The sequence below is a fragment of the Neorhizobium sp. NCHU2750 genome (assembly GCF_003597675.1).
In the GTDB taxonomy this organism is placed as follows: domain Bacteria; phylum Pseudomonadota; class Alphaproteobacteria; order Rhizobiales; family Rhizobiaceae; genus Neorhizobium.
In genome coordinates, this window is record NZ_CP030828.1 from 608073 (window position 1) to 634491 (window position 26419).

24 protein-coding genes are annotated in these 26419 nt (G+C 60.7%); 13 read left to right on the forward strand and 11 right to left on the reverse strand.

Annotation, left to right across the window (positions count from 1 at the left end; translation table 11 throughout):
* Nucleotides 1-307: 307 nt before the first annotated feature.
* From NCHU2750_RS23475 to NCHU2750_RS23500, 6 genes are all read left to right on the forward strand, one after another.
* Nucleotides 308-1738 (forward strand): 6-hydroxynicotinate reductase, encoded by a 1431-nt coding sequence (locus NCHU2750_RS23475; protein WP_245480484.1) that lies wholly within the window; start codon nt 308-310, stop codon nt 1736-1738.
* A 19-nt stretch (nt 1739-1757) separates the two neighbouring features.
* Nucleotides 1758-2705 (forward strand): UPF0280 family protein, encoded by a 948-nt coding sequence (locus NCHU2750_RS23480; protein ID WP_119944163.1) that lies wholly within the window; start codon nt 1758-1760, stop codon nt 2703-2705.
* Nucleotides 2672-3253, forward strand: a complete 582-nt coding sequence (locus NCHU2750_RS23485) for an amino acid synthesis family protein (protein ID WP_119944164.1) — start codon at nt 2672-2674, stop codon at nt 3251-3253. Before NCHU2750_RS23480 ends, NCHU2750_RS23485 begins: the two co-directional genes overlap by 34 nt.
* On the forward strand, nt 3250-3834 hold the full coding sequence (locus tag NCHU2750_RS23490; protein WP_119944165.1) for an amino acid synthesis family protein: 585 nt from the start codon (nt 3250-3252) through the stop codon (nt 3832-3834). Before NCHU2750_RS23485 ends, NCHU2750_RS23490 begins: the two co-directional genes overlap by 4 nt.
* A gap of 65 nt (nt 3835-3899) precedes the next feature.
* Nucleotides 3900-6005: a hydantoinase/oxoprolinase family protein gene (locus NCHU2750_RS23495; RefSeq protein WP_119944166.1), complete on the forward strand. Its 2106-nt coding sequence runs from the start codon at nt 3900-3902 to the stop codon at nt 6003-6005.
* On the forward strand, nt 6002-7705 hold the full coding sequence (locus NCHU2750_RS23500; RefSeq protein WP_119944167.1) for a hydantoinase B/oxoprolinase family protein: 1704 nt from the start codon (nt 6002-6004) through the stop codon (nt 7703-7705). The genes NCHU2750_RS23495 and NCHU2750_RS23500 overlap by 4 nt, the downstream gene beginning before the upstream one ends.
* Nucleotides 7706-7819: 114 nt before the next feature.
* Here the strand turns inward: NCHU2750_RS23500 and NCHU2750_RS23505 are convergent, their stop codons facing one another.
* The 6 genes from NCHU2750_RS23505 to NCHU2750_RS23530 form a co-directional block, all read right to left on the reverse strand.
* Complete coding sequence (locus tag NCHU2750_RS23505) at nt 7820-8386, reverse strand: peroxidase-related enzyme (RefSeq protein ID WP_119944168.1); 567 nt, start codon at nt 8384-8386, stop codon at nt 7820-7822.
* Nucleotides 8383-8853: a CMD domain-containing protein gene (locus NCHU2750_RS23510; protein WP_119944355.1), complete on the reverse strand. Its 471-nt coding sequence runs from the start codon at nt 8851-8853 to the stop codon at nt 8383-8385. The genes NCHU2750_RS23505 and NCHU2750_RS23510 overlap by 4 nt, the downstream gene beginning before the upstream one ends.
* A gap of 17 nt (nt 8854-8870) precedes the next feature.
* Nucleotides 8871-10340 (reverse strand): NAD(P)-binding domain-containing protein, encoded by a 1470-nt coding sequence (locus tag NCHU2750_RS23515; RefSeq protein ID WP_119944169.1) that lies wholly within the window; start codon nt 10338-10340, stop codon nt 8871-8873.
* A 206-nt stretch (nt 10341-10546) separates the two neighbouring features.
* Entirely contained in the window at nt 10547-12055 is a 1509-nt protein-coding gene (locus tag NCHU2750_RS23520; protein WP_119944170.1) for an ABC transporter substrate-binding protein, read from the reverse strand.
* A gap of 11 nt (nt 12056-12066) precedes the next feature.
* The gene (locus NCHU2750_RS23525; protein ID WP_119944171.1) at nt 12067-12933 is read right to left on the reverse strand and encodes an alpha/beta fold hydrolase; all 867 of its coding nucleotides are present in this window, start codon (nt 12931-12933) and stop codon (nt 12067-12069) included.
* A 121-nt stretch (nt 12934-13054) separates the two neighbouring features.
* On the reverse strand, nt 13055-13696 hold the full coding sequence (locus NCHU2750_RS23530; protein WP_162939764.1) for a GntR family transcriptional regulator: 642 nt from the start codon (nt 13694-13696) through the stop codon (nt 13055-13057).
* Between the two features lie 142 nt (nt 13697-13838).
* On the opposite strand from NCHU2750_RS23530, the gene NCHU2750_RS23535 reads away from it, so the two are divergent.
* From NCHU2750_RS23535 to NCHU2750_RS23565, 7 genes are all read left to right on the forward strand, one after another.
* The gene (locus NCHU2750_RS23535) at nt 13839-15908 is read left to right on the forward strand and encodes a hydantoinase/oxoprolinase family protein (RefSeq protein WP_245480455.1); all 2070 of its coding nucleotides are present in this window, start codon (nt 13839-13841) and stop codon (nt 15906-15908) included.
* 5 nt (nt 15909-15913) lie between these two features.
* Nucleotides 15914-17575, forward strand: a complete 1662-nt coding sequence (locus NCHU2750_RS23540; protein WP_119944174.1) for a hydantoinase B/oxoprolinase family protein — start codon at nt 15914-15916, stop codon at nt 17573-17575.
* Between the two features lie 73 nt (nt 17576-17648).
* A complete protein-coding gene (locus NCHU2750_RS23545) occupies nt 17649-18668 on the forward strand; it encodes an NAD/NADP octopine/nopaline dehydrogenase family protein (protein WP_162939765.1) in 1020 nt (339 codons plus the stop codon).
* A 160-nt stretch (nt 18669-18828) separates the two neighbouring features.
* Nucleotides 18829-19746 carry an ABC transporter permease gene (locus NCHU2750_RS23550; protein ID WP_119944176.1) on the forward strand — a complete coding sequence of 306 codons (918 nt, stop codon included), beginning with the start codon at nt 18829-18831 and terminating at the stop codon, nt 19744-19746.
* Nucleotides 19747-19755: 9 nt separating this feature from the next.
* A complete protein-coding gene (locus NCHU2750_RS23555; RefSeq protein WP_119944177.1) occupies nt 19756-20613 on the forward strand; it encodes an ABC transporter permease in 858 nt (285 codons plus the stop codon).
* 52 nt (nt 20614-20665) lie between these two features.
* Nucleotides 20666-21679, forward strand: a complete 1014-nt coding sequence (locus NCHU2750_RS23560) for an ABC transporter ATP-binding protein (protein ID WP_119944178.1) — start codon at nt 20666-20668, stop codon at nt 21677-21679.
* The gene (locus NCHU2750_RS23565; protein WP_502703866.1) at nt 21676-22596 is read left to right on the forward strand and encodes an ABC transporter ATP-binding protein; all 921 of its coding nucleotides are present in this window, start codon (nt 21676-21678) and stop codon (nt 22594-22596) included. The genes NCHU2750_RS23560 and NCHU2750_RS23565 overlap by 4 nt, the downstream gene beginning before the upstream one ends.
* Before the next feature lie 50 nt (nt 22597-22646).
* On the opposite strand, the gene NCHU2750_RS23570 is transcribed toward NCHU2750_RS23565, so the two are convergent.
* From NCHU2750_RS23570 to NCHU2750_RS23590, 5 genes are all read right to left on the reverse strand, one after another.
* Complete coding sequence (locus tag NCHU2750_RS23570) at nt 22647-22940, reverse strand: CcdB family protein (RefSeq protein ID WP_119944179.1); 294 nt, start codon at nt 22938-22940, stop codon at nt 22647-22649.
* The gene (locus NCHU2750_RS23575) at nt 22940-23170 is read right to left on the reverse strand and encodes a type II toxin-antitoxin system CcdA family antitoxin (protein ID WP_119944180.1); all 231 of its coding nucleotides are present in this window, start codon (nt 23168-23170) and stop codon (nt 22940-22942) included. Before NCHU2750_RS23575 ends, NCHU2750_RS23570 begins: the two co-directional genes overlap by 1 nt.
* A gap of 530 nt (nt 23171-23700) precedes the next feature.
* The gene (locus tag NCHU2750_RS23580; RefSeq protein WP_119944181.1) at nt 23701-24759 is read right to left on the reverse strand and encodes an ABC transporter ATP-binding protein; all 1059 of its coding nucleotides are present in this window, start codon (nt 24757-24759) and stop codon (nt 23701-23703) included.
* 19 nt (nt 24760-24778) lie between these two features.
* A complete protein-coding gene (locus tag NCHU2750_RS23585; RefSeq protein ID WP_119944182.1) occupies nt 24779-25567 on the reverse strand; it encodes an ABC transporter permease in 789 nt (262 codons plus the stop codon).
* A gap of 19 nt (nt 25568-25586) precedes the next feature.
* Nucleotides 25587-26411 (reverse strand): ABC transporter permease, encoded by an 825-nt coding sequence (locus NCHU2750_RS23590; protein WP_119944183.1) that lies wholly within the window; start codon nt 26409-26411, stop codon nt 25587-25589.
* Nucleotides 26412-26419: the final 8 nt, after the last annotated feature.

Sequence of the window (26419 nt, forward strand, 5' to 3'; positions counted from 1 at the left end):
CAATCTGGAGGACTGAAGTCGCTGGCTTGGCAGGCGATGTGGAAAATGAGCGGTGGCTGTCCGTCACGGCTGGGCATATGCTGCATGCGACAATGAGAGCGAGCGAAGGTCGGCTTGACAGGGCGGGGAAGTCAATCGATACTCATTTGTATACGAACGAAAATCATCTCGATCATAACGCGTTTCTACCGCGCTGCATCCGATGGATCCATCTGATGCGCCGGTCCTCGGGAAGGAGATTTCCTTGGTCAAGCAACAGGTCGAAAGCACGCTGAACGGCAAGATCCGCTGCGATGCCTGTCCGGTGATGTGCTACATCGCCGATGGCCGCTCGGGCGCCTGCGATCGGTATGCGAATGTTGCCGGCGATCTGATCCGGGTCGATCCGCTGACGATCATCGAAGCGAGCGAAGCCGAGGGCGGCAAGGTTGTTCCCTTCCTGCCGGCCGGCGGTGCAGGGGACTGGGATGGCGAGATCGTCCAGTCGCGCCACGATTTCGTCACTGCCGTCGGGGCGGGAACGACCTATCCGGACTACAAGCCGGCTCCCTTCATCGTCTCCCGCAGGGAAAACGGCGTCGACATGGTCACCGTCGTGACCGAGGGCATATTCAGCTATTGCGGCGTCAAGGTGAAGATCGACACCGACCGGTTCCTTGGCCCGGAATCGGCGCCCGTCAGGGTCGATGGCGAGCCGATCGGCCATGTCATGACCAGCGAATACGGGTCGCAGATGCTGTCGCTTGGTGGCGTGCATCACCTGACCGGTGGCTCCAAGAAAGAGGGGCGAGTCACATGCGACAGCCTCTTAAGGCTCTGTAATCGCGAATCCGTCGAGATGACCATCGACGGAGGGTCCACATTGGTCGTCGCAGCCGGCAAGGCCCCCATCATCAACGGCGAGCAGGAATACCGCATGCGCGTCGGCTGTGGTTCGGCGACGATCGGCATGTTCGCCCGCCAGTGGCTCGGCCATGTCGACGAGGTCGTCGTTGTCGACGACCACATTACCGGCGTGCTTTCTGAACATCAGGCCGGCAAATTGCTCGACATTCCGCCGACCGGCATCAGGATCAAGGGCCGCCGCTCGACGCCCGGTCGTTATTTCCAGGTGGCTGAACCCGGAACAGGCTGGGGCGGCACGAACATCACGGATCCGCTTTCCATCCTCGGCGATTTCGATGCGAAGACCGCCTATCCCGGCCTTCGCATGCTGATGGTGTCCACCACCGGCGAGCAATACGGCTATTACATTCTCGACGGCAATCTGCAGCCGGTTCTGCAGACGGTACTTCCGCCGGCGTTGCAGCAGTCGGTGGAGGTGATTGAGGAAAATTGCGAACCGGCGCTGGCGTCCGTGCTTTTCATCGGCGGTGCTGGGGGAAGCCTCAGGGCCGGCGTCACCAACAATCCGGTGCGGCTGACCCGCTCGGTCAAGGATGCGCTGACCCATGTGTCCTGCGGCGGAGCGCAGGCCTATGTCTGGCCGGGCGGCGGTATTACGGTAATGGCCGATGTGATGGACATGCCGACCAATTCCTTCGGCTATGTTCCGACACCGGCGCTGGTCGCTCCGATCGAGTTCACAATGCGTCTGTCGGATTACGAGGCGCTGGGCGGGCATATGGAGGCCGTCGTACCGATCGAACAGGCTGTGGCCCTGGCCGAGCGCAAGATCGGCCCCGTCTCGTCTGGTGCATGGCCGACCGATGTTCGCAATTTTCGCTGGGACGGCTGAGACGAGCAGGGAGGTGGCTGTGACAGGCGCAAAGGCCTTTTATCTCGATGGAGATGCTGGCGGCAGGCTGCACCTGCAGCACGGCCCGATCGATCTCGTCATCGGGGTGGACAGTCTTTCGGCGCGTGCCCGTGATCATCGAGGCGCGGCCTACAAAGCCGCTCACGCTCGGTTCGCGACGATCCTCGAAGAGTTGGTGTCTGAACTGCCATTGCTGAAACAGCCGGCAATGCGCGGAGGACAGGTGCCCAATGGAGTGACAGCGCGTCGGATGTTTGCAGCCGTCCTGCCTTTTGCCGACAGCCATTTCATCACGCCCATGGCTGCAGTCGCGGGTTCTGTCGCAGACGAGATCCTCGCTGCAATGCTTCAGGTCTTTCCTGCCGGCGACCGCCCGTCGCGCATCTATGTCAACAACGGCGGTGATATCGCCCTGCATCTTGATCCCGGCGCGGAATACCGGATCCGCATGGCGCGGGAGGATAATGTCGCCCTTGGCGACGTTCTCGTCAGCCATGGCGACGAAAGCCGCGGTATCGCCACAAGCGGCCGCGGGGGACGAAGCCTTTCTATGGGCATTGCCGATTCAGTCACCGTGATTGCTGCCAACGCCGCGTCTGCAGACGCCGCAGCGACCCTCATCGCCAACGCCGTCGATCTGCCGGATCATCCGTCGATCACGCGATGCCGTGCGGTCGATGTCGTTGACGACAGCGATCTCGGGGAGCGGCTAGTGGTGACTGGATGTGGACCACTTCTCGCCGAAGACGTCGATGTCGCTCTGGCGGCCGGCCTTGACGAGGCGGAAGGCTTCATCGCTCGGGGCTTCATTCATCGCGCAGCCCTTTTTCTTGGCGGCGAGGGTCGGCTTGCCTCCGGCCCGCGCAATCTTGACAATCACTTTATGACACACACAAGCGGAGCATTGCCCCCATGCCTGAACCCGTTGTCCGCAAATATGCGCTAACCGTCGAAGAGATCTTTCATGAAGGCGGCAAGCCCGCCGATGTGCCGCTGAAGAAGGGCGTCATGCTGGCGGTGATCGAAAATCCGTTTGCCGGCAGCTATCACGAGGACATTGCCGGTTTCATGAAGGATCTTGAGCCACTCGGCGTGTCGATGGCAAAGCGCCTGGCGGAAGCGCTGGGCGGTGCCGCCGTCATTGAAGGCTATGGCAAGGGCGCCATTGTCGGCCAGGCCGGCGAGCTTGAGCACGGAGCGCTCTGGCACGTGCCGGGCGGATATTCGATGCGGGAAGTTTTAGGGGACGCCAAGGCGATCGTACCTTCGACCAAGAAGGTAGGCGGACCTGGCACGCGTCTCGATGTTCCGGTCACCCATATCAATGCCTCCTATGTTCGCAGCCATTTCGATGCGATGGAAGTCGGTATTCCCGACGCGCCGCGCGCTGGCGAAATCGTCCTGGCTCTGGTGATGACCACCGGCGCCCGCGTCCACGCACGCGTCGGGGGCCTCAAGGCCGAGGACATCAAGGGTGAGGACGGACTGCGGTGAGCGCCGAAATCCGCAAGATCACCGTGGTGCTGGAGGAAGTGCTGAGGGAGGCCGGCGAACCGGTTTCGCCACCAACGCGGCGTGCGGCAGCGATGGCCGTCATCCGCAATCCGTTTGCCGGTCGTTACGAGAAGGATCTCTCCGAATTGATCGATCAGGGCGCGGAATTGGGCGGTATCCTGACGGCCAGATGCATTGAGGCCCTCGGTATCGAGCCATCGCAGGCCGAAAGCTATGGCAAGGGGGCACTGGTGGGGGAAGATGGCGAGCTTGAACATGCTGCCGCGCTCTTGCATCCGGCAATGGGCAAGCCGGTGCGTGACGCGCTGGGCGGTGGCGCGGCGCTCATTCCATCCTCCAAGGCGCGCGGTCCGATGGGTATGGCCTTTAATATCCCTCTCGGCCACAGGCACGCGGCATTCGTGCGCTCGCATTTCGATGGCATGGTGGTGAAGGTCAGTGATGCACCCCGTGCGAACGAAATTGTCGTAGCGGTGGCCGTGACGGATAGCGGTCGGCCGCATCCGCGTATCGGCGGGCTGGCGAAAGAGGATGTCGTCGGCAAAGATGGGTTGCGTTGATCGGTCGGCAGATCGCTTGACAGCCTCATGTCGTCAACGCAAATTCATTCGTATACTAATAAATAATGGGAACGGTCGTGCAACGGGATTTAGCTGAAAAGGCAGGCCGCCAGTCGCAGGTGGCGGGTATCGATGTCGGTGGCACCTTTACCGATCTTGTGCTGTTCGATTCCGAGCACGGCACTGTTCGGTTGGCGAAGACGCCGACGACGCTCGATAATCAGGCAACCGGCGTGCTGAATGCGCTCGATGCCGCCGAAGCCGAGCTGGCTGCGCTGGACCTCATTGTCCATGGCACGACGACGACGACCAACGCGGTTCTGGAGCGCAATCTCTGCAGGACCGGGCTGATCACCACGATGGGGTTTCGCGACGTGCTGGAGCTTGGCCGGCGCACGCGGCCGCAAGCCTACGGGATGAAGGGCCATTTCGTTCCGATCATTCCCCGCGATCTGCGGTTGGAAGTTCCAGAACGGATGGATGCCCGTGGCAACGTTCTGACGCCGCTCGACGAGGACGCTTTGCGTGCTGCGATGCAGGAGCTGATCGCCAAGGGCTGCGAGGCGCTGGTCATTCATTTTCTGCATTCCTATGCCAATCCCGCCCACGAGATCCGGGCTGGAGAGATTGCCGCAGAGATCTGGTCGAACGCCAATGTCACGATCGGTCACACGCTTTTGTCGGAGAGCCGGGAATTCGAGCGCGGCGTGACGGCGGCAGTCAACGCATCCGTCCAGCCGCTGCTGCGCCGTTATGTCGAGCGACTGGCCGACCAACTTGCGGGGCGCGGCTATCGGCATGATGTGCTGGTGATGAACGGCAACGGCGGCATGGTGTCCGCTCGGCACGTGGCCGCGGAAGCAGCCAAGACGGTGATGTCCGGCCCTGCCTCCGGTGTCATGGCGGCGGCCTATACCGGCCGCCGCGCCGGCATTCCGAACCTCATCACCTACGATATGGGGGGCACCTCGACCGATGTCGCCCTGATCCGCAATGCGGAGCCCGCGGTGTCGAACGAGATCGAGATCGAATATGCGATGCCGATCCATGTGCCGATGGTCGATGTGCGCACGGTCGGGGCGGGCGGCGGATCGATTGCCCGTATCACGCCGGCCGGTCTGCTTCAGGTCGGACCGGAGAGTGCCGGAGCGACGCCGGGGCCGATCTGTTATGGCCGAGGCGGCGTGCTGCCGACCATTTCCGACGCCAACATGCTACTCGGACGGCTCAATCCGGCACGGTTGAATTCCGTGCCGGGTGGCCCGACGATGGAGAGCATCTCGGCCATATTTGAAGAGAAGCTGGGGCGGGCGCTCGGCGTCGGGGCGATCGAGGCCGCCGCCGCCGTCATCCGTATCGCCAATACGCGCATGGCGGATGCCGTGCGCATGGTCTCCGTCAGCCTCGGCGAGGACCCGCGGGATTTCGCGCTGTTTGCCTTTGGCGGTGCCGGTCCTCTCCATTCGACTGCAATTGCCCGCGAACTTGGCATCCCAAGGGTCCTGACCCCGGCGCGTCCGGGCATCACCAATGCGTTGGGCTGCGTTGTTGCCGATCTTCGCCACGACTTCGTCAATACGGTCAACCGGCCGCTTCACTCCGTTGATATTGCAGCGGTTCATGCGCTGTTCGATAAGCAGTCCACCGAGGGACGACGGTTGATCGACAAGGAAGCCGTGGCGATCCGTGAAGTGCGGGAAATCTGGTCGGTCGACATGCAGTTCGTCGGCCAGACGCATCTGTTGCGCGTGCCGCTTACCTCGCCGTCGCCGACGATCGACGAATTGCAGGCACGTTTCGAGGAGGTCTATTTCCAGCGCTTCCGGGTTGAACTTTCAGACATCCGTGCGAGCCTCGTCAACGTCAACACGTCGGTCATCGGCCGCCGCGCCGAGATCGATCTGTCGCTGTTGATCGATGGCGCCGGGCGCAAGTCCACGCTGGCCGAAGCTCGCACGGGTAGCCGTAACGTCTGGTTCGGTCAGTGGATGGAAACTCCAATCTATTGGCGCGACCATCTTCCTGCCGATGCCGTCGTCAGTGGTCCCGCCATCATCGAGCAGATGGATACGACGATCATCATCGAGCCGGGCGATGTGGGTGTGCAGGACCACGACGGCAACATCATCATCACGCTTGGAGCCGCTGAACGTTCGGGAGCCGCAGAATGACGATCGATCCGATTACCCTTTCGGTCATCCAGTCGGGCCTGCAGCAGGTCTGTGACGAGATGGACCTGACCTTTTCGCGTGCGGCCTTCTCACCGGTCATCGCCGAAGCCAATGACCGCTCGGACGGTATCTATTCGGCCGAGGACGGTTCGCTGATCGCTCAAGGGGCGGCCGGCCTGCCGGTCTTTGTCGGTACGATGCAATATTCCACCCGCACGCTGATCGAGATGATCAAGGCGGGCAAGGTTGCCGAGCCAAAGGCTGGCGACATCTACATCGTCAATGATCCTTATCTCGGCGGCACGCACCTGATGGATGTGCGCTTCGCCATGCCGGTCTATCGCGAGGGCGTAATTTTCTGCTGGTTGTCCAATACCGGCCACTGGCCGGATACCGGTGGCGCCGTTCCAGGCGGATTTTCTGCCTCGGCGACGGCAGTCGAGCAGGAAGGATTGCGGCTCCCGCCGGTCCGGCTTTTCAAGCAGGGCGTGCTTGATCAGGAAATCTATTCGATCATCTGCTCCAATATCCGTGTTTCCGAACAGCGTATCGGAGATGTGAAGGCCCAGGCTGCGGCTCTACTGGTCGGCGAACAGCGGCTTGCACGGATTCTCGACCGGTATGGCGACGTTACGGTGTGTGAGGCAATCGCCGAACTTAGGGTCAGGGCGGCTGATCAGATGCGCGCCTATGCAAGGCTGATCCCGGACGGCGTCTACAACTCGGTCGCCTATGTCGACAGCGACGGGGTCATCGATGAGCCGCTCGAAATCCGGCTGGCGATCACGGCACAGGACGGTGCGCTGGAATTCGATTTTTCAGGCTCTTCGAAACCCTGCATGGGGCCGATGAATTCGGTTCTGGCGACAACCATGTCGTCGGTCTATCTCGCCATGCGCCATATATTCCCCGATGTGCCTATCTCGGCCGGTGCTTTCGAGCCGCTGACGGTGATCAGGCCGGAAGGCACGTTCCTCGATGCGCAATATCCGCGGCCGGTGTCCGGTTGTGCCGCCGAAGTGTCCCAGCGCATTGCCGAGGCGGTGTTCCGGGCATTGGTCGAGGCTTTGCCGGATCGAGTCACGGCGGCGCCGGCCGGGACGTCCGGCAATTTTGCGCTCGGCGGTTTCGACCCCGACCGCAATCGCGGCTTTGTCATGTATCAGATTTCCGGTGGCGGCTACGGCGGTAATATCGACAATGACGGGCTGTCGAACGGCTGCTCAACGATCGGCATTTCCAAGGCGCCGCCGGTGGAGATTATGGAACAGCAGTTCCCGGTTCTCTATCACCGTTATGCGTTGCGGGAGGGCTCGGGCGGTGCCGGTCGGCATCGTGGTGGTTTCGGGCTCGATTACGAGGTCGAGCTTCTGCGCGGCCATGCGACAGCAAGTTTCGTCATGGATCACGGCCGCTTTGGTCCGCCCGGTGCGCTCGGCGGCAAAGACGGCATGCCGAATTCCGTGACCGTCTTCAAGGGCGGTGAGACGCTCGTACCGGAGCATCTGTCCAAGGCGCAGGATATCCCGCTTCTGCCGGGCGATCGGGTGAGGGTCGGAACACCGGGTGGCGGTGGCTACGGCGATCCGAAGGCGCGTGATCGGGCCGCAGTGGCCGAGGACGTCCGATTCGGACGGTACACCGCCGAACAGGCGCATGATCTGTTCGGCGTTGCGATGGACGACATGGCGGCGGAGTGATGCCACTTACGGCCCGGCGAAGCCATTTGTTCGCCGAAGCCTCTGACGCGCGCACGGTTTCCTTTGCGGGCGGTGAGCGGGTAGCTCAACTCATCGTACAGGTAATCCGCCCCGCTATTTCCCGCTGTCGGCGTGTCCCAGAACATGCATCAGCCGGTTTGCCCAGCCGAATATCGATACGGCATGAATGAGATCGATGATTTCCTCGTCGCTCAGACCGACCGCCCTGAGCGCCACAATATCCTCTTGCGTTGCCTTTGACGGCGTAACCGACAGTCGGTGGGCGAAATTGTAGATCGCCTTATCCCTTTCATCGAGCGTTTCCGGCCGGTCGAGATAGAGAGCGGTGACCACCGCGTCGCTCTTGGTCAGTTCTGCATGGCGGCGCGCATGGACGACTGCGCAATATTTGCAGCCATTGACCATCGATGCGCCCAGGGCACCGAGTTCACGGGCCGGTCGGTCGAGGCCGCCTTCGACATACATGATTGCATTGAAAAGCACTGTGCGAGCCACATAGCTTTCCGGATCATGCGCCAGCGTGCGCACATATTCGGAAACTTTCTTGGCGGACGGCGTCACCTTCATTGCTTCGAGCTGTTCCGGCGTGGCTTCGGAAAGCTCGACCGGCTCGATATGGGGGTGCCAGGTCAATGGCTTGAGGCGGACTGAGGAAATCATGCCGACCTCATCAGCCTGAGACCCGCCGCCACGCGCGTCTGGAAATTGACGAAGGCGATCAGTTCGGAGAGCGCGACGATCTGCGGATTGCTGAGGCCCGCTGCCTTGAGCCTGGTGATATCGCTCGCCTCGGCCTTGATGGGCTCGAGCGTGACCAGATCGACATGTCGGGCAATCGTGGCGAGCGGCTCGGCCAGATCTGTGGCTCCTCCTGCCAATGCTGTAATATCCGGTGCCGCGTCGAGGCTTTGAAATTGGGACTGGTAGTCGGCCGTAAGGGCTTCATCGGCGTTCAGCCGTGCCATGCGAATTGCCAGTGCCAGCCTGAGATCGACCGCAAGGCCCTGGTCATTCTGCGGCTCCAGCACCGAGACGCGGCACATTTCCGCGCCGTCTACGAATTCCGGCCGGAAACGCCGGGCCTTGAAGACAGCATCGTCCGGGGAAAGGCCGGCGAGCCTGTCCATGTTGTCTATGGTATCGGTCACGGCGCCGTCTCCCTATGCAGCAAAGGTGTGGAATCTGTCCACTCGTCACCCTGGAGTTCAGGCGTGTTGAATGCGACGAGCTTTGCGAAATGGGCTTCGACATCCTCGGCAAATAGCGATGCTGTGATGCCGCGCACGAGACGGTCTGCACCGGTGCTGACCGCCGGGATATCTCCGGAAACCTTGCCATGGGTCAGCATGGCCGCATCGTTGAAGCAATGGATATGGCTGAGCATTGGGCACGATCCGGGAACGCGCTCCAGGAATTCGAAGGCTGGCCCAAGGTCCGGCGCCTCCAATAGGTTTCCCCGCGCTGGCCCCATGTCCGGGTGATATCGGCCATCTTTCCAGGTGCGAATGTGAGGCGCCAGCGCTTCGAACTCCGGGCGTCCGTCAAAATTGTTGGAAAAGCCCGTTCCGGCGATGATGAAGTCGTAATGCATCGCGCCCTGGGTTGTCTCGACGATCAAGCCTTGCGATTCCTCATGAACGGCAACAATTCCGCAATCGAGCAAGAACCGTGCATTCGGATGTTGTGAAACACGTAGTGTCGACGATCGAGGCGGCGGGACCTGCGTGGCAGCACCATAATCAGCGAATTTCCATTTCCACGCATCTGGCAGGTGATGCATGCCGAGGACGACGCCCTGACTGCTGACGCCGGTCATCTTGTTGATGCGCGGCATCTCCTTGCGCCGGATCAGGAGATCGACATTCCCTGCACCGTACTCCAGCGCGGTCGCCGCATTATCCATCGAAGACGAACCGGCACCGATCACGGCGACATGCTTTCCCTTGAGTGCATGGAAATCGACCTCATCTGCGGAATGGGCCCAATACTTGCGATCGATGCCTCGCAAAAAGTCTGGAATATCGCCCCCTCCTAGACCAGAACGGCCAGTTGCGAGAACCAGCCGGCGCGTAAGAACCCGCCCTGTTTCCGCCCCTTTCAGATCTATTGCGATCAGGTCCCCGGCCGAGGCGACAGCAGTCATGCGAACATTGTTCCTGACCGGCAGCGCCAGCACCTTGCGATACCAGATCAGGTAGTCCATCCACTGGTCCTTGGGGATCTTGTCCAGCGTTTCCCAGGCATCCGCCCCGTATTGCGCCGTGAACCAGGCCCGGAATGTCAGCTGTGGCAGGCCGAGCGCCGGGCCGGTCAGGCCTTTCGGAGAGCGAAGGGTCTGCATACGGGCAAAGGTTACCCACGGCCCTTCAAGTCCTTCGGGTGCCGCATCGTAGGTCACGATATTGGTGATGCCCGTCAGGATAAGTTTGGCGGTTGCCGCCAGCCCGCACATGCCGGCACCGATCACCACCACATCGCGAATGGGCATGCCATCCCGCGTATGTTCAGGCACCCACGGCTTGGCGGGAAGTTCCAGAAATTCGAGATCTTGGCGAAGTCGCTCTTCAAGAGCGTCAAGGCCTGGCCGTTCCGGCGATGAGGTCGTCTGCGTCATGATGGAATTCCGTGGGTTGCCGATAGCGGAACTGATATGAATCGTTCGTTCGGTTATCGCCGATCAGGACAACTCTTCTCAACTGCGCAGCAGGCGCATTCCGCTCATTTTGAATGCGCCCCGTGCAACCATCTCTATGAAGGGTGGAGGAACGCCAGCCGTGACGCCGACGATCCCCTCGATATTATGAGGCCGTGCCACCGAATTTAGTCTGCAGGTTTCATGTCGACGGCGCGAACCCAGTCGTCACCGCGTGCCTGCCAGGTGATGTGCTTGGAAATGCCGTAGGTTGAGGGCTGAGCGTAGAGGAACAGCGCACCTGCTTGGTCGCATTGCAGCTTGGTGGCTTCGGCATAAATCTTCTTGCGCTCTTCCGGATCGGTCGACGCACGGCCCTTGTCGAGCAGCTTGCCGAATTCGTCATTATGCCAGTAGTCGTAGACATTGCCCGGAGCAAACATCGTCAGCATGCCGTCGGCGTCGATGGTCGGCCAGGCAAGACCCTGGACGGCGATCTGCGCCAGGTTGCGTTCCTTCAGCTGCTTGTTCATGAAGGCGCCGAAATCGATCTCGGTGATCTTCACGTTGAGGCCAACTTCCTGCAACTGCGATGCAATCACCTGCGTGACTTCCTCGCCCTGCAGATAGCTCGCTGTCGGAATTTCGATTTCGATCTGCTGCTTGAGATCGACACCGGATTCCTTCAGCAACTTGACCGCCTTGTCGGGATCGTAAGGATAGGCCTTCAGGTCGGGATTATAGCCGAAATAGGCGGGGGTCAGCAGCTGGCAATCGGAAACCGTAGCCTTGCCGTCGAAGATCGAGGCGACAATGCCATCCTTGTCGACGGCATAGTTGATCGCCTGGCGGAATTTCAGGTTGTCGAACGGCTTTTTCTCGAAATTGAATTTGCCGAGCATGGTGCGGATCGAGGGAATGGCATCGGCCTTGGCACGGCCATCCGCGTTGATCGCCTTGATTTCGGTCGTTGGCACGCCAGTGATGAGGTCTACTTCGCCGGCTTCAAGTGCTGCGGTACGGGCTGCTGATTCCGGGATGATGCGGAAATTGACAGTCTTGAATGCCGGCTTCTGGCCCCAGTAATCGGGGTTTTGAACCAGGGTAATGTGATCGCCCGGCACGTTTTCCTTGATCATGTAGGGGCCGCCGGACATGGTCTCTGTCGCTGGCTTGTGGGTCTTCGCCCATTCCGGCGGCAGAAGGAAGAACATCGACAACTGGTCGGCAAATGCCGGGTAGGCGGACGACGTCTTCACTTCGAGCGTGGTCGGGTTGATGACGTTGGCGCTGGACACGAGGCTGAACCAGCCGGCAATACGGGCGCCGACACTCTTGTCGAGAACGCGGTCGATATTCCATTTCACCGCAGCTGCATCGATCTTCTCGCCATCTGCGAAATGCGCGCCCTCCACCAGCTCGAACCGCCAGGTATTGGCGTCGACCATCTTCCAGCTCTTGGCCACGTCGCCCTTCAGCTTCAGGTCCGGTCCGCGCAGGACAAGCGCGGGATAGATATGGCTGATGACGCTGAGATCGGAGCCGACGGACGCGCTCATATGCGGATCAAGCGTATTGACCGAAACGCGAAGCGCGATCGTTACCGAATCCGTCTGGGAAAATGCCGGTGCAGACAGGCTGGCGATCGAAAGGAATGTCGCGCCGTAAAGGGCGAGGGCAGTCTTGGTAAAGCGCATTTCGGACTTCCTTATTGGGGTGAATGGTGTGGATCTTGCGGCGCGGTGCGCGCCAGAAATTCGCGGATGGCGGAAACAACCATGGCATTGGCTTCGATATGCACAGCGTGATTAGCATCGGGCACTTCCAGAAGTTCGGCCTTCGGAATGTGTTCGGCGATATAGCGGGAATGGTTCAGCGGGCAGATCCAGTCCTTGGCACCGCAGATCACCAGCGTCGGGACATCGATGTCCTTCAGCCTGTCGCGAACGTCATAGATGCGCTCGGCGAACAGCGCATTATGGGTCTCTGCGTGCAGATGCATGGTGCGGGTACGTTCAAGTGCCGCGTCGGGATCGAAGTCCTCGTAATAGAGAGGCTGAAGCGCAAGCCAGATCAGCCGCAGCTCCATATCGTCCTTCACCGTGTCGGAAAACAGCTTTTCCAGCATGCCGATCGAGGCGCTCGGTGCCTTGTGCAGACGTTCCCTGAAGGTCACGAAAGCGTCGTCCTCGTTGTGATGGCTGGGCGCCGTGCCTCTCAAGATGAGACGTGAGAGGCCATGGGGATGGCGCACTGCGTAAGTCAGGGCGATCATGCCGCCGAACGAGCCGCCCTGGAGAATGATCTTCCTGTCGCCGCAGAAATGCAGGCGAAAGGCTTCCAGATCGTCAGCCAGCTGCTCGAACGTGTAGGGCGGCGTCAGGCTCGTTTCGCCGCATCCTCGCTGGTCATAGGCAATCACGCGATAGCTGTCGGAGAGTGTCTTATAGGCGTTGAACTCTCCCTTGCGGTCGCCGATCCCGCGGCCGCCGTGAAGGGCGAACACCACTTCGGCATCCCTGTCGCCGATATCGTCATAGACAAATGTCGCTCCGTTGAGCGTGACGGTAGGCATTCGAAACTGTTCCCATTTCGTTGGGCCGTTTCAGTCGGCCCTGAATTATTGCGAAAATGAGAACACGAAATGGCGCCAATTTCAAACCAAAATTTTTCGCGATTGGCGCCGCGGCTAAAAATCAGTTCTGAATGGGTCGCACGCCGACATGCTTTTCGGTCACCAGGCGCAACCGTTCGGCATCACGGGTGCGCAGGCACTCGATCATTTCGAAATGCTCGCGTGCCGAGCGTTCGAGTTCGGCCGGGGTGTTGCTGGCTCGCTGGGCTGCGAGCGGGACACGGCGGCGCAGGTCCCAGATGATGTCGACCATGACGGCGTTCCTGCACGAGGTCAGCAATTCGCGGTGAAAGGCGAGATTGGCTTCGTCCTGATCGGAAAGCGTGCCTGTCTTCAATGTCTCGGAAAAGACGCTTGCCAGGTAGGAGAGGCGCGCCAGCGATTCGCCGGTTATGTTGGCAATTAGCTCGTCTACGATGGACTTTTCCACATGTGCGCGGGCGCTGCGGACGTTGTTGGCGTATTCCTGATCCACCGGTGGAACATAATAGCCTCGGTTGGGCACGCGCTGAACGATCTTTCGCGATTGTAACTGTTCCAAGGCGTGGCGCAGCGTCAGTCTGGCGCATTGGTAGCGCTCTTCCAGATCGATCTGTTTCAGCCACATGCCCGGCGCGAGTTTGCCACTATAGATGTCGGTCTCGATCTGCTCGATCAATGGCCGCGTGTCTTTTTCGGCGCCCGTTTCAGTTGTCGTAGCCATCGTCATTTCCTGTCTTGCTCGCCGGCCTATTGTCTCGGGTCGGTTCATGTTTTTATCCTATCAGCGATTTGATGCGTTGACACTATCCAAAATTGGCGCCAATCTTGTTTCAAATTTCAATCCAGCGGTGGTTAGTATTATCGTGGCACAAAGCGCAGTTTCTCGTTATCGCATCGGCGTCGATTCCGGCGGCACATTCACCGACGTCTGCATTTTCGACGAGACAAAGCAGGAGATGTTCGTCTGGAAGGTTTCCTCCACCCCTGCCGATCCTTCCGAAGGCATTGCCAATGGTATCGTTCAGGGATTGCAGTCGCTGCCGGAAGGCGGCGCTCATCCGGATGCGGTCGCCTATTTCGGTCACGGCACCACGGTCGGTACCAACGCCCTCATTCAGGGGCGCGGTGCCGCTTCCGGTCTTATCACCACAGACGGTTTCCGTGATGTGCTGGAGATCGGCCGCCAGAAGAGGCCGGACCTCTATTCCTTGCAGACCGTCAAGCCGCCGCTGCTGGCCGCCCGCGACATGCGCAAGGAAGTGCGCGAGCGTGTCTTGTTCGACGGCACCGTCGCCGTGCCGTTGAACGAAGACGACGTGCGCCAGGCGGTCAAGGAATTGAAGGATGCCGGCATCAAGGCGATTGCCATCTGCACCCTATTCTCCTTCGTCGAGCCGGGTCACGAGAAGCGTATCCGCGAGATGGTCGAAGAGGAAATTCCGGACGCTTTCATCAGCGTCTCGCATGAGATCGCGCCTGAATTCCGTGAGTATGAGCGTGTCTCGACAACCGTGGTCAATGCCTATCTCGGGCCGATCATGCGCAACTATCTCGATCGGCTGACGCCGCGCCTGGAAGCTGCGGGTGTCCATGCCGAGCCGCATCTGACGCAGAGCAATGGCGGCGTCATCTCCTGCGATACCGCCAAGAAGCAGCCCGTCCGCACCGTGCTCTCCGGCCCGGCGGCAGGCGTGACGGCAGCACTTGAGATCGGCAGGGCGACCGGCAGCGACAACCTGATCACGTTCGATATGGGCGGAACGTCGAGCGACGTTTCGCTGATCGATGGCGGCAAGCCGCAGATGGCCAACGACATCGTCGTCCACGGCTATCCGTTGAAGGTGCCGATGCTCGACATCCACACGGTTGGTGCGGGTGGCGGATCTATCGCCTATGTCGACAACGGCCTCCTGAAGGTCGGTCCACGCAGTGCCGGTGCCAATCCGGGACCGGTCTGCTACGGCCTCGGCAACGAGGAGCCGACGGTGACCGATGCCAATATCGTCCTTGGCGTGCTGAACCAGACTCATCTTCTCAATGGCCGCATGGCAATCGATGCGGCGGCGTCCAAGCGCGCCGTCGCGCGTCTTGCTGCCGATCTCGGCATCGACATCATGGATGCGGCCCAGGGCATCATTCGCGTCGTCACCGCCAACATGGCCAAGGCGATCCGCGTGATCTCCGTCGAACGGGGTTACGATCCGCGTGACTATACGATGCTCGCCTTCGGTGGCGCCGGTCCGATCCATGCGGCCCGCCTTGCCAAGGAACTGGATATTCCGCGCCTGATGATCCCGAAACATCCGGGCATCATGTGCGCGCTCGGCCTTCTCCAGTCCGATCTGCGCACCAATATTTCACTGACCCGCATGGCGCCTCTGTCGGCTTCCTCGCTCTCGGTCATCGAGGATGGTTTTGCCCAGCTCGGCGAACGCGCCGCCGAATGGTTTGAGCAGGAAAAGATTCCGGCCGCAGACCGTCGCCTGACGCTCGCAATCGACATGCGCTATGGCGGACAGGGCTACGAACTGACGATTGAGCGCCCCGAAGGCCTGAAGGGTGAGGAACTGCTCGACGCGATGAAGGCCGGTTTCGAACGTGCCCATATGCAGCTTTACGGCTATATCGCTGCCGAAGAGCCGATCCAGATCATCACCCTGCGCATCGAGGCAATCGGTCATGTGCCGAAGGCGGAAACCAGTTCCTATCCGCCGGTGACGACAGATGTGAAGGCTGCGATCGTCGGTGAGCGTACCGTCTATCTGCCGGAGATCGGCGGTTTTACTCCATGCCCGCTTTATGACCGTACACTGCTCGGACCGGGTCATGTGATTGCCGGCCCGGCTGTGGTCGAGCAGATGGATTCCACGACGCTCATCCTTCCGAACCAGTCGGCGACCGTCGATACCCAACTCAACCTGATCATCGAGTAAGCGCCATGAACCAGACTGTTTCACCCGAGACGAAGCTGCCTGCCGTCGACCCCGTTACGACGGAAGTGATCGGCAGCGCCCTTCAGACGATCGTCGAGGAAATGGGCAAGGCCATCGTACGTGCGGCCTATTCGGCCAATATCAAGGAGCGGCAGGATTGCTCCACGGTGATCTTCGACGTGGAGGGGCGCACGCTTGCGCAGGCGGAGCGTATCCCCGTACACCTCGGCTCGCTGCTCGGTATCGCCGACTACGTCCTGAAGAACTGTGACCTCTCCACCGTTGAGCCGGGCGATGTCTTCGTCGGCAACGACGCTCACACCGGCGGCGGCACCCACCTGAACGATATCGTCTTTCTCGAACCCGTCTTCTTCGAGGGCGAGATCGTTGCCTGGGTGACGAACCTCGCCCACCATTCGGACTTCGTCGATCGCGGCCACGCGCATATCTTCCAGGAAGGCCTGCGCATCCCGCCGATCCGGCTTTACCGCAAGGGCGTGCTGCAGCAGGACATCATGGATCTCATCCTGCTGAACTGCCAGGTGCGGCATGAGCGTATCAATGACTTCCGTGCCCAGATGGCGGCAAACCGCCTCGGCGTGCAGCGCTATCAGGCGCTCTGCCAGAAATACGGCAAGGAGATTGTTGCTGCGGCCGGCGTCGAAGTGCTGAACTATGCCGACCGCAAGACCCGCGCCGGCATCGCTCGCATCCCCGATGGCATCTACGAACATAGCTGCCGGTTCGACAGCAACCTTGTCGAAGAGGTCATGGACCTCAAGGTGAAGATCGAGGTCAGGGGCGACGAGATCTTCTTCGATCTTGCCGGCAATCCCGACCAGGTGCGCGCGCCGATCAACATGGTGATGACGGCAACGCTCGCCACGGTCTATTTCGCCGTGAAGGCGCTTGTCGATCCCGACATTCCGGCCAATTCCGGTTTCCACCGGGCCATTCACGTCACGGCTCCCGAAGGCTCGCTGTTCAATGCCGTTGCGCCGGCCGCGGTCTACAGCCGCACCGATCCCGGCCAGCGTCTCGTCGACCTCATTTTCGCTGCACTTTCGCAGGCGATCCCCGAAGAGGTCTGCGCGGCCTGCACCGGCGGCGGCCTGCTGACCTTCAGCGGCACGCATCCCCGTACTGGCCGCTTCTATGTCTATAACGAAATGTGCGGCGGCTCGATGGGAGGACGTGCCCATATCGACGGATTGGACGGCGTGCAGGTCCATACGACCAATACCGCCAATATTCCGATCGAAGCACTCGAATACGAGCATCCGGTGATGGTTGAACGCTATGAACTGGTGCAGGATTCCGGTGGGCCGGGCAAGTTCCGTGGCGGCATGACGCTGCGCCGCAAGGTCAAGGTTCTCGATCACACCGCAACCATTTCCGCCGGCGGCACCAATGCAGTGATCGCACCCTGGGGCCTGTTCGGCGGCCAGGACGGAACGACGACCAATGTCGAACTCGGCGAAGGCGTGGCACCGTTGAAGCGCCGTGCCGGCATCGTGGGTGCCGGCCAGACGGTTGCCATGGTCGCATCGTCTGGCGGCGGCTATGGCGATCCGAAGGAGCGTGATCGCGATCTGGTGCGCAAAGATCTGCGCGAAGGGCGCATTTCGGCAAAGGCAGCTCGGGACATCTACGGCCTGGATATTTGATAAGCCTGTCGGCGTGCTGCAATCGCCGCGCGCCGACATCGGCACGGATGCCAATAAAACAAGGGGAACTGGCATGCGCATTGGTATTGTTGGATGTGGCGGCATCGCGCTTGGCTATGCGGCCTGGCTTGTCGAGGAAGGCCATGATCCCGTTCTGTGGTCGCCCTCGGGCAAGAGCGCGACCGGCCTTTCGGGTACGGATATCGAGGTTTCCGGCGTGCTGGAGACGCGGTTTCGTCCAGTTCTCGCGAGCGATCCGCAGGTCCTGATCGACCATGCCGAGGTGGTGATCATTGCCGTACCCGGTTATGGCCACAAGACCGTTATCGATGCGATCGTTCCCTATGCCAAAAGCTGCCAGACCTTCATCGTCAGTGCCCAATTGTCGTTGAGTGCCCGCTATCTCAAGGAGCAGACGAAGGCGCGAGGTACGGACGCCAACGTCATCGCCTGGGCAACGACCGCTCTCATGTCGCGGCGCTCCGGTCCTCACAGCATCGCAATCGGCGGTATTCGCGCGCGGCTCGAAGCCGCTGCGCTCCCTGCCGCCGGAAGCCCGTCGGATATCGGCATCTGCCGCGACCTGTTCGGCGACCGCTTCACGCAAGTCGATGATATTACCGCCATCGCACTCAGCAATCTCAATCCGCCCATCCACCTTGCCAGCGCGCTCTGCAACTTCACCCGCATCGAAAAGGCCGAATACTGGGCCAACTATGATGGCATCACGCCTTCGGTTGCCCGGATGGTCGAGGCGCTGGACGCTGAAAGGCTGGCAGTTGCCACAGCTTACGGAGTGAAGGTGCGGACGGTCTATGATCACTATCACCTGACCTTCGGCTTCGAGCCGGGCCTGACCCTGGCCGAGATGGCTGCGGCCGTTCATGAAAAGCGCAAGGGGCCGCCCGGTCCGGTTTCACTCGACACGCGCTTCATCACCGAGGATGTGCCCTTCGGCATCGTGCCTGTCATCGCGCTGGCGGAAAAGCAAGGCGTCCCTGTTCCCCTTCACAAGGCTGGATTGACTGTCGCCAACGCACTCTATGGCCGCAATTTCGAAAATGAGAACGATCTAATTTCATGGGTGGCGTAACTGTCTTTCCCCATGGTCTTCTGGAAACTTGCGACGATGATTCCCGTCGCCCGGACGGGCGCATGCGCCGGGGTGACGTTGAACTGGCAGGCGAGATAGGCATGATATTGAGCAGAACGATGATCCCGGCACTTGCCGGCGCGCAAACGGAAGGTGGTCGATGACACGTTATCTCGTCGTCAAACTGCTGGAAGCCGTTGTCGCCATCTGGGGTGTCGTGACGATCGTCTTCTTCGTCAGCCGCATCCTCGGTGACCCGACCGTTTTGCTCCTGCCGGTCGGCGCCGGCGCGCAGGAAATCGAGACGCTGCGCACTGCGCTCGGCCTCGACCGGCCTTTGGCGGAACAATATGTCTACTCCCTGCTCGCCATGATGAAGGGGGATTTTGGCACCTCTTTCCAGCATGTCCGCCCGGCGCTGGACGTTGTGCTCGAGCGCATGCCGGCGACGGCTTCGCTGGCGGGCCTTGCTCTTCTTTTCGGCACGCTGATCGGCGCGATTGCAGGGGCAATCGCAGCACTCATGCGTGGCACGGTGGCTGAATTGATCGTCATGATCGCTGCCCTGCTTGGCCAGGCGACGCCGACCTTCTGGCTCGGCATCATGCTGATCCTTCTTTTCTCCGTCCAGCTCGGCTGGTTGCCGACCGGAGGCGCGGGAGGTTGGGAGAACTTCGTTCTGCCGGGGCTGACGCTCTCCGTCTTCGTTTCAGCTTCGATTGCGCGTCTGCTGCGCTCATCGCTTCTCGACATCATGCGCGAGGATTACGTCCGCACAGCCCGCGCCAAGGGTCTGATGCCGCGCACGGTGTTCTTCTGGCATATCGCCCGCAATGCCCTGATCCCGGTCGTCACGATGATCGGCATCATCGCAGGTGAGCTGCTTGGAGGGTCTGTCGTCATCGAGACCGTCTTTGCCTGGCCGGGTGTCGGTCGTGTCATCGTGCAGGCGATCCAGGCGCAGGATTTTCCGGTCATTCAGGCGGGTGTCGCCGTCGTTGCCTCCATCTTCGTTGTCGTCAACCTGCTGGTCGATCTGCTTTACGGCGTGCTCGATCCCCGTATCCGTCGAGGTTGAGGCGCGGTCATGAAAGCTTTCTTCTCTGCTCTCCTTAAAAGCCGTGCCGGTCTCTTCGGCTTCTTGCTGGTCCTGGTCTTCATCGCCGGTGCGGCCCTCGCACCCTATCTCGGGCTTCCTTCGCCGACGCGATCGAGCCTGACCGCGCGCATGGTGGCGCCGACCTGGACGGGTCTTCTGTCACCCGGTGCCCATCCGCTCGGAACGGACGAACTCGGTCGCGATGTCCTGTCGCGGATCCTTTTCGGCAGCCGGACGACGCTGCTGATCGCGGCCGGCGCCGTGATACTCGGCGGCGCGGTCGGGACGCTGCTCGGCATCGTTGCCGGCTACTATCGCGGCATCGTCGACCGGATATTGATGCGCATCGTCGATATCCAGCTCGCACTGCCGCTGATGCTGCTTGCATTGCTGGTCGTTGCCGCCGTCGGTGCATCGGGCCAGAATCTCGTCGTCGTCCTGGCCCTGACCAGCTGGCTGCGCTACGCGCGCATCATCCGCGGTCAGGTGCTGACGCTGCGCGAGCGCGAGTTCATCCTCTCGGCCCATGCGATCGGCGCCGGCACATGGCGGATCATGATCAAGCATCTCCTGCCCAATGTCATGACCCCGGTTCTGGTCATCGCTACCTTGGAGCTTGCACGCATCATCATCATGGATGCCGCACTTTCCTTCCTCGGTCTCGGGGTGCAGCCGCCAAGCCCGAGCTGGGGCCGGATGCTGGCGGACGGTCGTGTCTATATCACGACCGCCTGGTGGATCGTCACCTTCCCCGGCCTCGCCATTCTGCTGACGGTGCTGAGCGTCAACCTGCTCGGCGACTGGCTCCGCGATTATTTTGACCCGAAACTGAGGACCGCGCGATGATTGTCACGAGTTTCTGCGCCGTCTCCCACCGGTTTTTCGGAGATCTGACGCCATGACACCGCTTCTCGATATCCGCAATCTCACCGTCGTCTTCGATACGCCCGCCGGCACCGTCCATGCGGTCAACGATGTGTCCTATACGATCGAGGAAGGCGAAACGCTGGGGATCGTTGGTGAGTCCGGCTCGGGCAAGAGCGTCCACGCGCTGTCCATGGTCGGGCTGATCGCTCGGCCGCCGGGCCGTATCGTCAGCGGCGAAGTCTATTTCAAGGGGCGAGACCTCCTGAAGCTACCCCAGCGGGAACTCTATGATTTGCGCGGGAAAGAAATCGGTTTCGTCTTTCAGGATCCGATGACGTCGCTCAATCCGGTCTTGACCATCGAACGGCAGATTGCCGAGCCTCTGCGACGGCATTTCAATCTGTCCAAGGCGCAAGCGCGTGAACGTGTCGTCGAGTTGTTGGAGCTTGTCGGCATCGCCAATGCGCGCGCCCGTATCGGTCAATATCCACACGAGTTTTCCGGCGGCATGCGCCAGCGGGTGATGATCGCAATCGGTATTTCCTGCAATCCGAAACTGCTGATCGCCGACGAGGCGACGACGGCACTTGACGTGACGGTGCAGGCACAGATCCTCGATCTCGTGCGCGACTTGAAGAAGAAGATCGGCACGACGGTTATCTGGATCACCCATGACATGGGCGTCGTCGCAGGCCTCGCCGATACGATCCAGGTTATGTATGGCGGCAGGATCATGGAGCGCGGCCCGGTGGATGCGGTGTTCGAGGATCCGCGCAGTGCCTATACCTGGGGGCTGCTGAAATCTCTTCCGCATGGCGGAAAGCGTGGCGTGCAGCGCCTTTATCAGATCCCGGGAAACCCGCCCAACCTTACCCAGAAACCGGTCGGCGATCCGTTTGCGCCGCGTAACACCTTTGCCACCGAGCGCTGCCGGCGTGAGACGCCACCTCTCAAACAGGTGGAAGGCAGCGTGCCGGGCCACAAGGCGGCCGTCTGGTACGACCTTCGCGAGGAGTTGACGAAGCAGGAGGATGCGTCGGCATGACGATAGAAATGACGCCGCAAAACCCCCTCGTAACCGTCGACCGCCTGTGCAAGTCCTTTGGTGGAGGGAAAAGTTTGTTCGGGGGGGGCGTTCCCCCGCTGAAAGCGGTCGATAACGTCAGTTTCGAGATCTTCCCCGGTGAGACGCTTGGGCTCGTTGGCGAATCCGGATCGGGAAAGAGCACGACCGGACGCGTCCTGCTGCAACTGGAGGAGCCGACCAGCGGAGATATTATCTTCAAGGGGAAAAACCTTACCGGCCTCTCCAAGGCACTGTTGAAGCCCTATCGGCGCGACATGCAGATCATCTTCCAGGATCCATATTCCTCGCTCAATCCGCGGATGACGGTAGGCGAATTCGTCGGCGAACCGCTGATCGTGCATGGCTCCGGCGCGAACAGATCTGAGCGCAATGACCGGGTGGCGGCTTTGTTTCGCAAGGTGGGTCTCGATCCCGCCTTCATGACCCGCTATCCGCATGAATTCTCCGGCGGCCAGCGTCAGCGTGTTTGTATCGCCCGCGGGATCGCGCTTGATCCGGCCTTCATCGTTGCTGACGAGCCGATCACTGCGCTCGACGTTTCCATCCAGGCGCAGATCGTCAACCTGTTTCAGGATCTGCAGGACGAGTTGGGCCTGGCCTATCTGTTCATCGCCCACGACCTGTCGATGATCCGATATCTCTGCCATCGGGTGGCGGTTATGCTTCGCGGTCGCATCGTCGAGATCGGTCCCTGCGAAGCGATCTTCGAGAACCCGCAGCATCCCTATACCCGGGCGCTTCTCTCCGCGATCCCTGTTCCCGATCCGAAGGTCGAGCGTAATCGCCGGCCGATTGAATTTGATGTCAACGCCAATCCGACACCCACTGAGGCGGTGATGAAGCCGGTCGGCGATCGGCATTTCGTGCTGGGATAGGCGGCCGCAGAATTTGTACCTGGCGGCACGCCAAGGCGGAGGCAACCGCCTCAGAAGCCTTGGAAGAGGAAATCAGTGGCGGCGGTGATCTCGTCTGCGTGGCGGGCAAGGCTTGTGACCATGGCGCCCAGCTCTGCGGCGGGGACCGCAGCCAAAAACTCGGTCATCATCACGAATGTGGTGCCGGCAATTTCAAAGCGAGGGTTCAGGCGCTCTGCCGCGCGCTTGATGTCATGCTCGGCGATGAGCGGTACGACCACCCTTGTATGAAGTCCGTCGAGCAGGTTGCTCTGGATATCCAGAACCAGCCCGCTGCCGAGTTCATGCACCGCGAAACGCGCCATCAAAACATCCGGTGCTTTGCGAGCGGCAGGCCGTGCCTGGCTACATAGTCGTTATGCGCCTCTATTGCGCCGGCATTATCCTCGAGCCAGCGGCGTTCGCGCTCCGTCCTTACGGCCTGGGCTATGCCATCTTCGGCGGCACGCGAAAGGTTGATATCCAGCGCCCGCGCCTCGGCAAGAAGTTCGCTGTCCAGTGAGAGGTTGGCTGCTTTCCGAGATGTCACCGGCATGGATGCCTCCATAATATGCGCAGACTATATGCGCATATTATGGAGGGTCAAGCATTGGCAACGGTGGCTACGAGCCTTGTTGCCAAAAAGAAAGCCCCTCGCAGGGAAACGAGGGGCTATAAGGCTGGAAAGTCAGATCGGAACTCCAAGAGAACTCCGTCCTCATGACAGCATAGTTACTTAAGCGAATCGTCACCCAAATAGGGGAGGCGGTTGCAAAAGATGCCGAGCTTCACCCCAGGGTGAGGTAGGACAGCGGCAGGAAAGCGACCGTCACTGCAAGGCAGACGATAGCGACCCTGACGAACCGTGCCCGGCGCGCCTTTCGAGCATCCCACTCATAGACCATGTTTTCTCCCATCTTATGAGACAAACCGGCAGGCCTCAGGCCAGCGGGGTGGCCTCATGTCTTCATCTTCGCAAAGACGGGCGGGTGATAGTAATCGAAGCTTGCGCGACGCAAGTTCAGCCCTAGCGAGATATTCCGTTTCGACGCGTCTTTGAGTTGATCAACTCACGAACAGATTGCATCAAGCCTTCGCAGAAAGAATGCAGCACTGCTCGGGCACGGGTACAAGCACGGTGTGCGATCCCGGCTCCAGAGGTTCGGACAATGCACTATGGGCGGCGAGATCTCCCGCGGCCGTCACGCATCTATACTGGTAGGCCCGGCCGAGATAGGTACGGGTGCCGAGTATTGCCGGGATGCCGCTGCCCGATTGGCGGACTATCAGGCCGTCAGGGCGGGTCGCGAGCAAGAAGCTGTCGCCAATCGCGCCGAAACTATCCTGTGACAGGTCCAGCCGCGCTCCACCTGCCATCTCAGCGGTCACGACCGTGCCGTTGCGGGCGATCGCCTTCATCGGAATGAGGTTTTCGAACCCGACGAAGCCGGCAACGAAGGCATTGGCCGGCTTTCGGTAGAGCACTTCCGGCGTGTCCAGCTGCATGATGCGGCCGGCATTCATGATCGCGACACGGTCGGATATCGAGAATGCCTCCTCCTGATCATGCGTGACGTAAAGCGACGTGGTGCCGTTCGCCTTCTGGAGCTGGCGGATCTCGATGCGCATGTCGATCCTCAGCCTTGCATCGAGATTGGACAGCGGCTCGTCGAACATCAGCAGCGGCGGCTCGATGACGAGGGCGCGCGCCAGCGCCACGCGCTGCTTCTGTCCGCCAGATAAGGCCGAGGGCAGGCGCTTGGCGACGGGGCCGAGCCCGACCCGGTCCAGCATCGCCAGTGCGCGCGCCACCCGATCGGGCTTTTTGATGCCGCGCTGTTTCAGGCCGAAAGCGACATTGTCCAGCACCGTCAGGTGGGGAAAAAGCGCGTAATTCTGGAAGACGAGGCCGATATCGCGGGCATGGGCCGGCAGGGCGGTCAGGTTCCTGTCCCCCAGCCTGACATGGCCTGATGTCGGTTGCAGGAAGCCTGCCACGATCCGCAGCGTCGTCGTCTTGCCGCAGCCGGAGGAGCCGAGCAGCGAGACGAGCTCGCCGGCTTTGACGGAGAGCGACAGGTCGTCGAGGACCTGGTTCTGGCCATAGTGGGCGGAGAGATTTTCGATGGTCAGCGATACGGTCACGCGGGATCAAGCCAATCGGTTATTTCGTCAGGAAGGTGAGGCCGAGCGTCATTTCGACGATGGCCATGACGCCTACGGTCACCAGCATCAGCAAGACGGAGACCGAGGCGATCGTCGGGTCGAAGAACTGTTCCATATGGGCGAGAATCTGGATCGGCAGGGTGGAAATGCCGGGGCCGGTCAGGAAGACCGAAATCGATACGTCGTTGATCGAGGTGATGAAGGCGAGGATGAAGGCGGCAAGCACGCCGGCACGAATATTCGGCAGGACGACCGTGAGAAAGGTCTTCAGCGGTGGACAACCGAGACTGATCGCGGCCTCCTCGACGGAAAAATCGAAGGAGGCGAGGCTCGCACCGACCACCCGCACCGAATAGGGCAGTACCAGCAGCGCGTGCCCGAGGACGAGGCTCGCAAAGATCGGCAGGCCGAGCCCGATCGTGATCGACTTCAACAGTGAGAAACCGAAAACGATTTCCGGCACGAGGATCGGCAGGACGAACAGAGTACCGAGCCATCTTGGCAGCCCGATGCGATAACGTGACAATGCATAGGCGGCCGGAATGCCGATGAGCAGAGACAGCGCGGTGCCGAGGATTGCCACCTGCAGGCTGGTGATTGCCGTCGTCGCAAAGGCCGATATTTCGAAAATATTGGAGAACCAGCGAAGCGTCAGGCCTCGCGGGGGGAAGGTGAGGTAGCTCGTATCGCTGAGCGAGGCACCGATAATGATGACGAGCGGAGCCAGAAGAAAGACGAATACAAGGGCGGCGAAAGCGCCAAGGAGCGGATGGATGCGGCCTGCCATGGGTGTCACACCGCCTCCATCATACGGTCATCGGATTGAGACGGCGGGCCATGCGGCTCATGATCGAGACGACCGCGATCGTGATAACCACCATGATTGCCGCAATCGTCGAAGCGCCGACCCAGTCGAACGTGACCATGGCACGCTGATAGAGCAGGGTGCCCATCATCATCTGCCGCTCTCCGCCCAGAAGCTGCGGCGTGGCGTAGGAAGTAAAGCTGCCGGTGAAAACGAGGACGGCGCCGACGATCAGGCCCGGAACGGCAAGTGGCAGGATGACCTGCAGGAAGGTCGCAAACGGCTTGGCTCCGAGCGAAGCGGATGCCTCGACCACATCGCGCGGAATGGCTTCGAGTACACCGGTCAGGGTGAGGATCATCAACGGCACGAAGAGATAGACCATCGCGACAATGACGGAGCCTTCGGTATAGAGCATTGAAAGGGGCTCTGTCGTAATGCCGAGGGAGATCAACAAATTGTTGATGATGCCATTCTTGCCGAGAATGATCAGCCAGGCGAAGGAGCGCACGACGACGCCGGTGAGCAACGGAAAGACCGCCGCAATGATGGCGATCGACTTCAGCCGCGCCGGCATCTGGGCGATCACATAAGCGGTCAGGAAGCCGACGATCAAAGAGAGCGCGGTGGTCATGAGCGCGATACGGAGTGTTCGATAGAGTATGCCGGTGCGGAAACCGCTGTTGAAGAAGGCGCTGTAGGTGGAGAATACGCCCCTCGGCTCGCCGAACGTGCTTGCAATGGTGATCAGTACCGGCACCACCAGCGCCAGGATGACCAGCAGCGTGGCGGGCAGCGTCAGTCCCCATTTGGCGAACCTGTTCATCGGATCAC

Excerpts from the sequence above, each read along its gene's own strand:
- NCHU2750_RS23525 (WP_119944171.1), bottom strand. The coding sequence starts at position 12,933 with ATGCCTACCGTCACGCTCAACGGAGCGACATTTGTCTATGACGATATC.
- NCHU2750_RS23510 (WP_119944355.1), bottom strand. The coding sequence starts at position 8,853 with ATGGACAGGCTCGCCGGCCTTTCCCCGGACGATGCTGTCTTCAAGGCC.
- NCHU2750_RS23520 (WP_119944170.1), bottom strand. The coding sequence starts at position 12,055 with ATGCGCTTTACCAAGACTGCCCTCGCCCTTTACGGCGCGACATTCCTT.
- NCHU2750_RS23530 (WP_162939764.1), bottom strand. The coding sequence starts at position 13,696 with ATGGCTACGACAACTGAAACGGGCGCCGAAAAAGACACGCGGCCATTG.
- NCHU2750_RS23500 (WP_119944167.1), top strand. The coding sequence starts at position 6,002 with ATGACGATCGATCCGATTACCCTTTCGGTCATCCAGTCGGGCCTGCAG.
- NCHU2750_RS23475 (WP_245480484.1), top strand. The coding sequence starts at position 308 with ATGTGCTACATCGCCGATGGCCGCTCGGGCGCCTGCGATCGGTATGCG.
- NCHU2750_RS23515 (WP_119944169.1), bottom strand. The coding sequence starts at position 10,340 with ATGACGCAGACGACCTCATCGCCGGAACGGCCAGGCCTTGACGCTCTT.
- NCHU2750_RS23505 (WP_119944168.1), bottom strand. The coding sequence starts at position 8,386 with ATGATTTCCTCAGTCCGCCTCAAGCCATTGACCTGGCACCCCCATATC.
- NCHU2750_RS23555 (WP_119944177.1), top strand. The coding sequence starts at position 19,756 with ATGAAAGCTTTCTTCTCTGCTCTCCTTAAAAGCCGTGCCGGTCTCTTC.
- NCHU2750_RS23550 (WP_119944176.1), top strand. The coding sequence starts at position 18,829 with ATGACACGTTATCTCGTCGTCAAACTGCTGGAAGCCGTTGTCGCCATC.
- NCHU2750_RS23575 (WP_119944180.1), bottom strand. The coding sequence starts at position 23,170 with ATGCCGGTGACATCTCGGAAAGCAGCCAACCTCTCACTGGACAGCGAA.
- NCHU2750_RS23560 (WP_119944178.1), top strand. The coding sequence starts at position 20,666 with ATGACACCGCTTCTCGATATCCGCAATCTCACCGTCGTCTTCGATACG.
- NCHU2750_RS23540 (WP_119944174.1), top strand. The coding sequence starts at position 15,914 with ATGAACCAGACTGTTTCACCCGAGACGAAGCTGCCTGCCGTCGACCCC.
- NCHU2750_RS23545 (WP_162939765.1), top strand. The coding sequence starts at position 17,649 with ATGCGCATTGGTATTGTTGGATGTGGCGGCATCGCGCTTGGCTATGCG.
- NCHU2750_RS23565 (WP_502703866.1), top strand. The coding sequence starts at position 21,676 with ATGACGATAGAAATGACGCCGCAAAACCCCCTCGTAACCGTCGACCGC.
- NCHU2750_RS23495 (WP_119944166.1), top strand. The coding sequence starts at position 3,900 with ATGGGAACGGTCGTGCAACGGGATTTAGCTGAAAAGGCAGGCCGCCAG.
- NCHU2750_RS23485 (WP_119944164.1), top strand. The coding sequence starts at position 2,672 with ATGCCTGAACCCGTTGTCCGCAAATATGCGCTAACCGTCGAAGAGATC.
- NCHU2750_RS23585 (WP_119944182.1), bottom strand. The coding sequence starts at position 25,567 with ATGGCAGGCCGCATCCATCCGCTCCTTGGCGCTTTCGCCGCCCTTGTA.
- NCHU2750_RS23570 (WP_119944179.1), bottom strand. The coding sequence starts at position 22,940 with ATGGCGCGTTTCGCGGTGCATGAACTCGGCAGCGGGCTGGTTCTGGAT.
- NCHU2750_RS23590 (WP_119944183.1), bottom strand. The coding sequence starts at position 26,411 with ATGAACAGGTTCGCCAAATGGGGACTGACGCTGCCCGCCACGCTGCTG.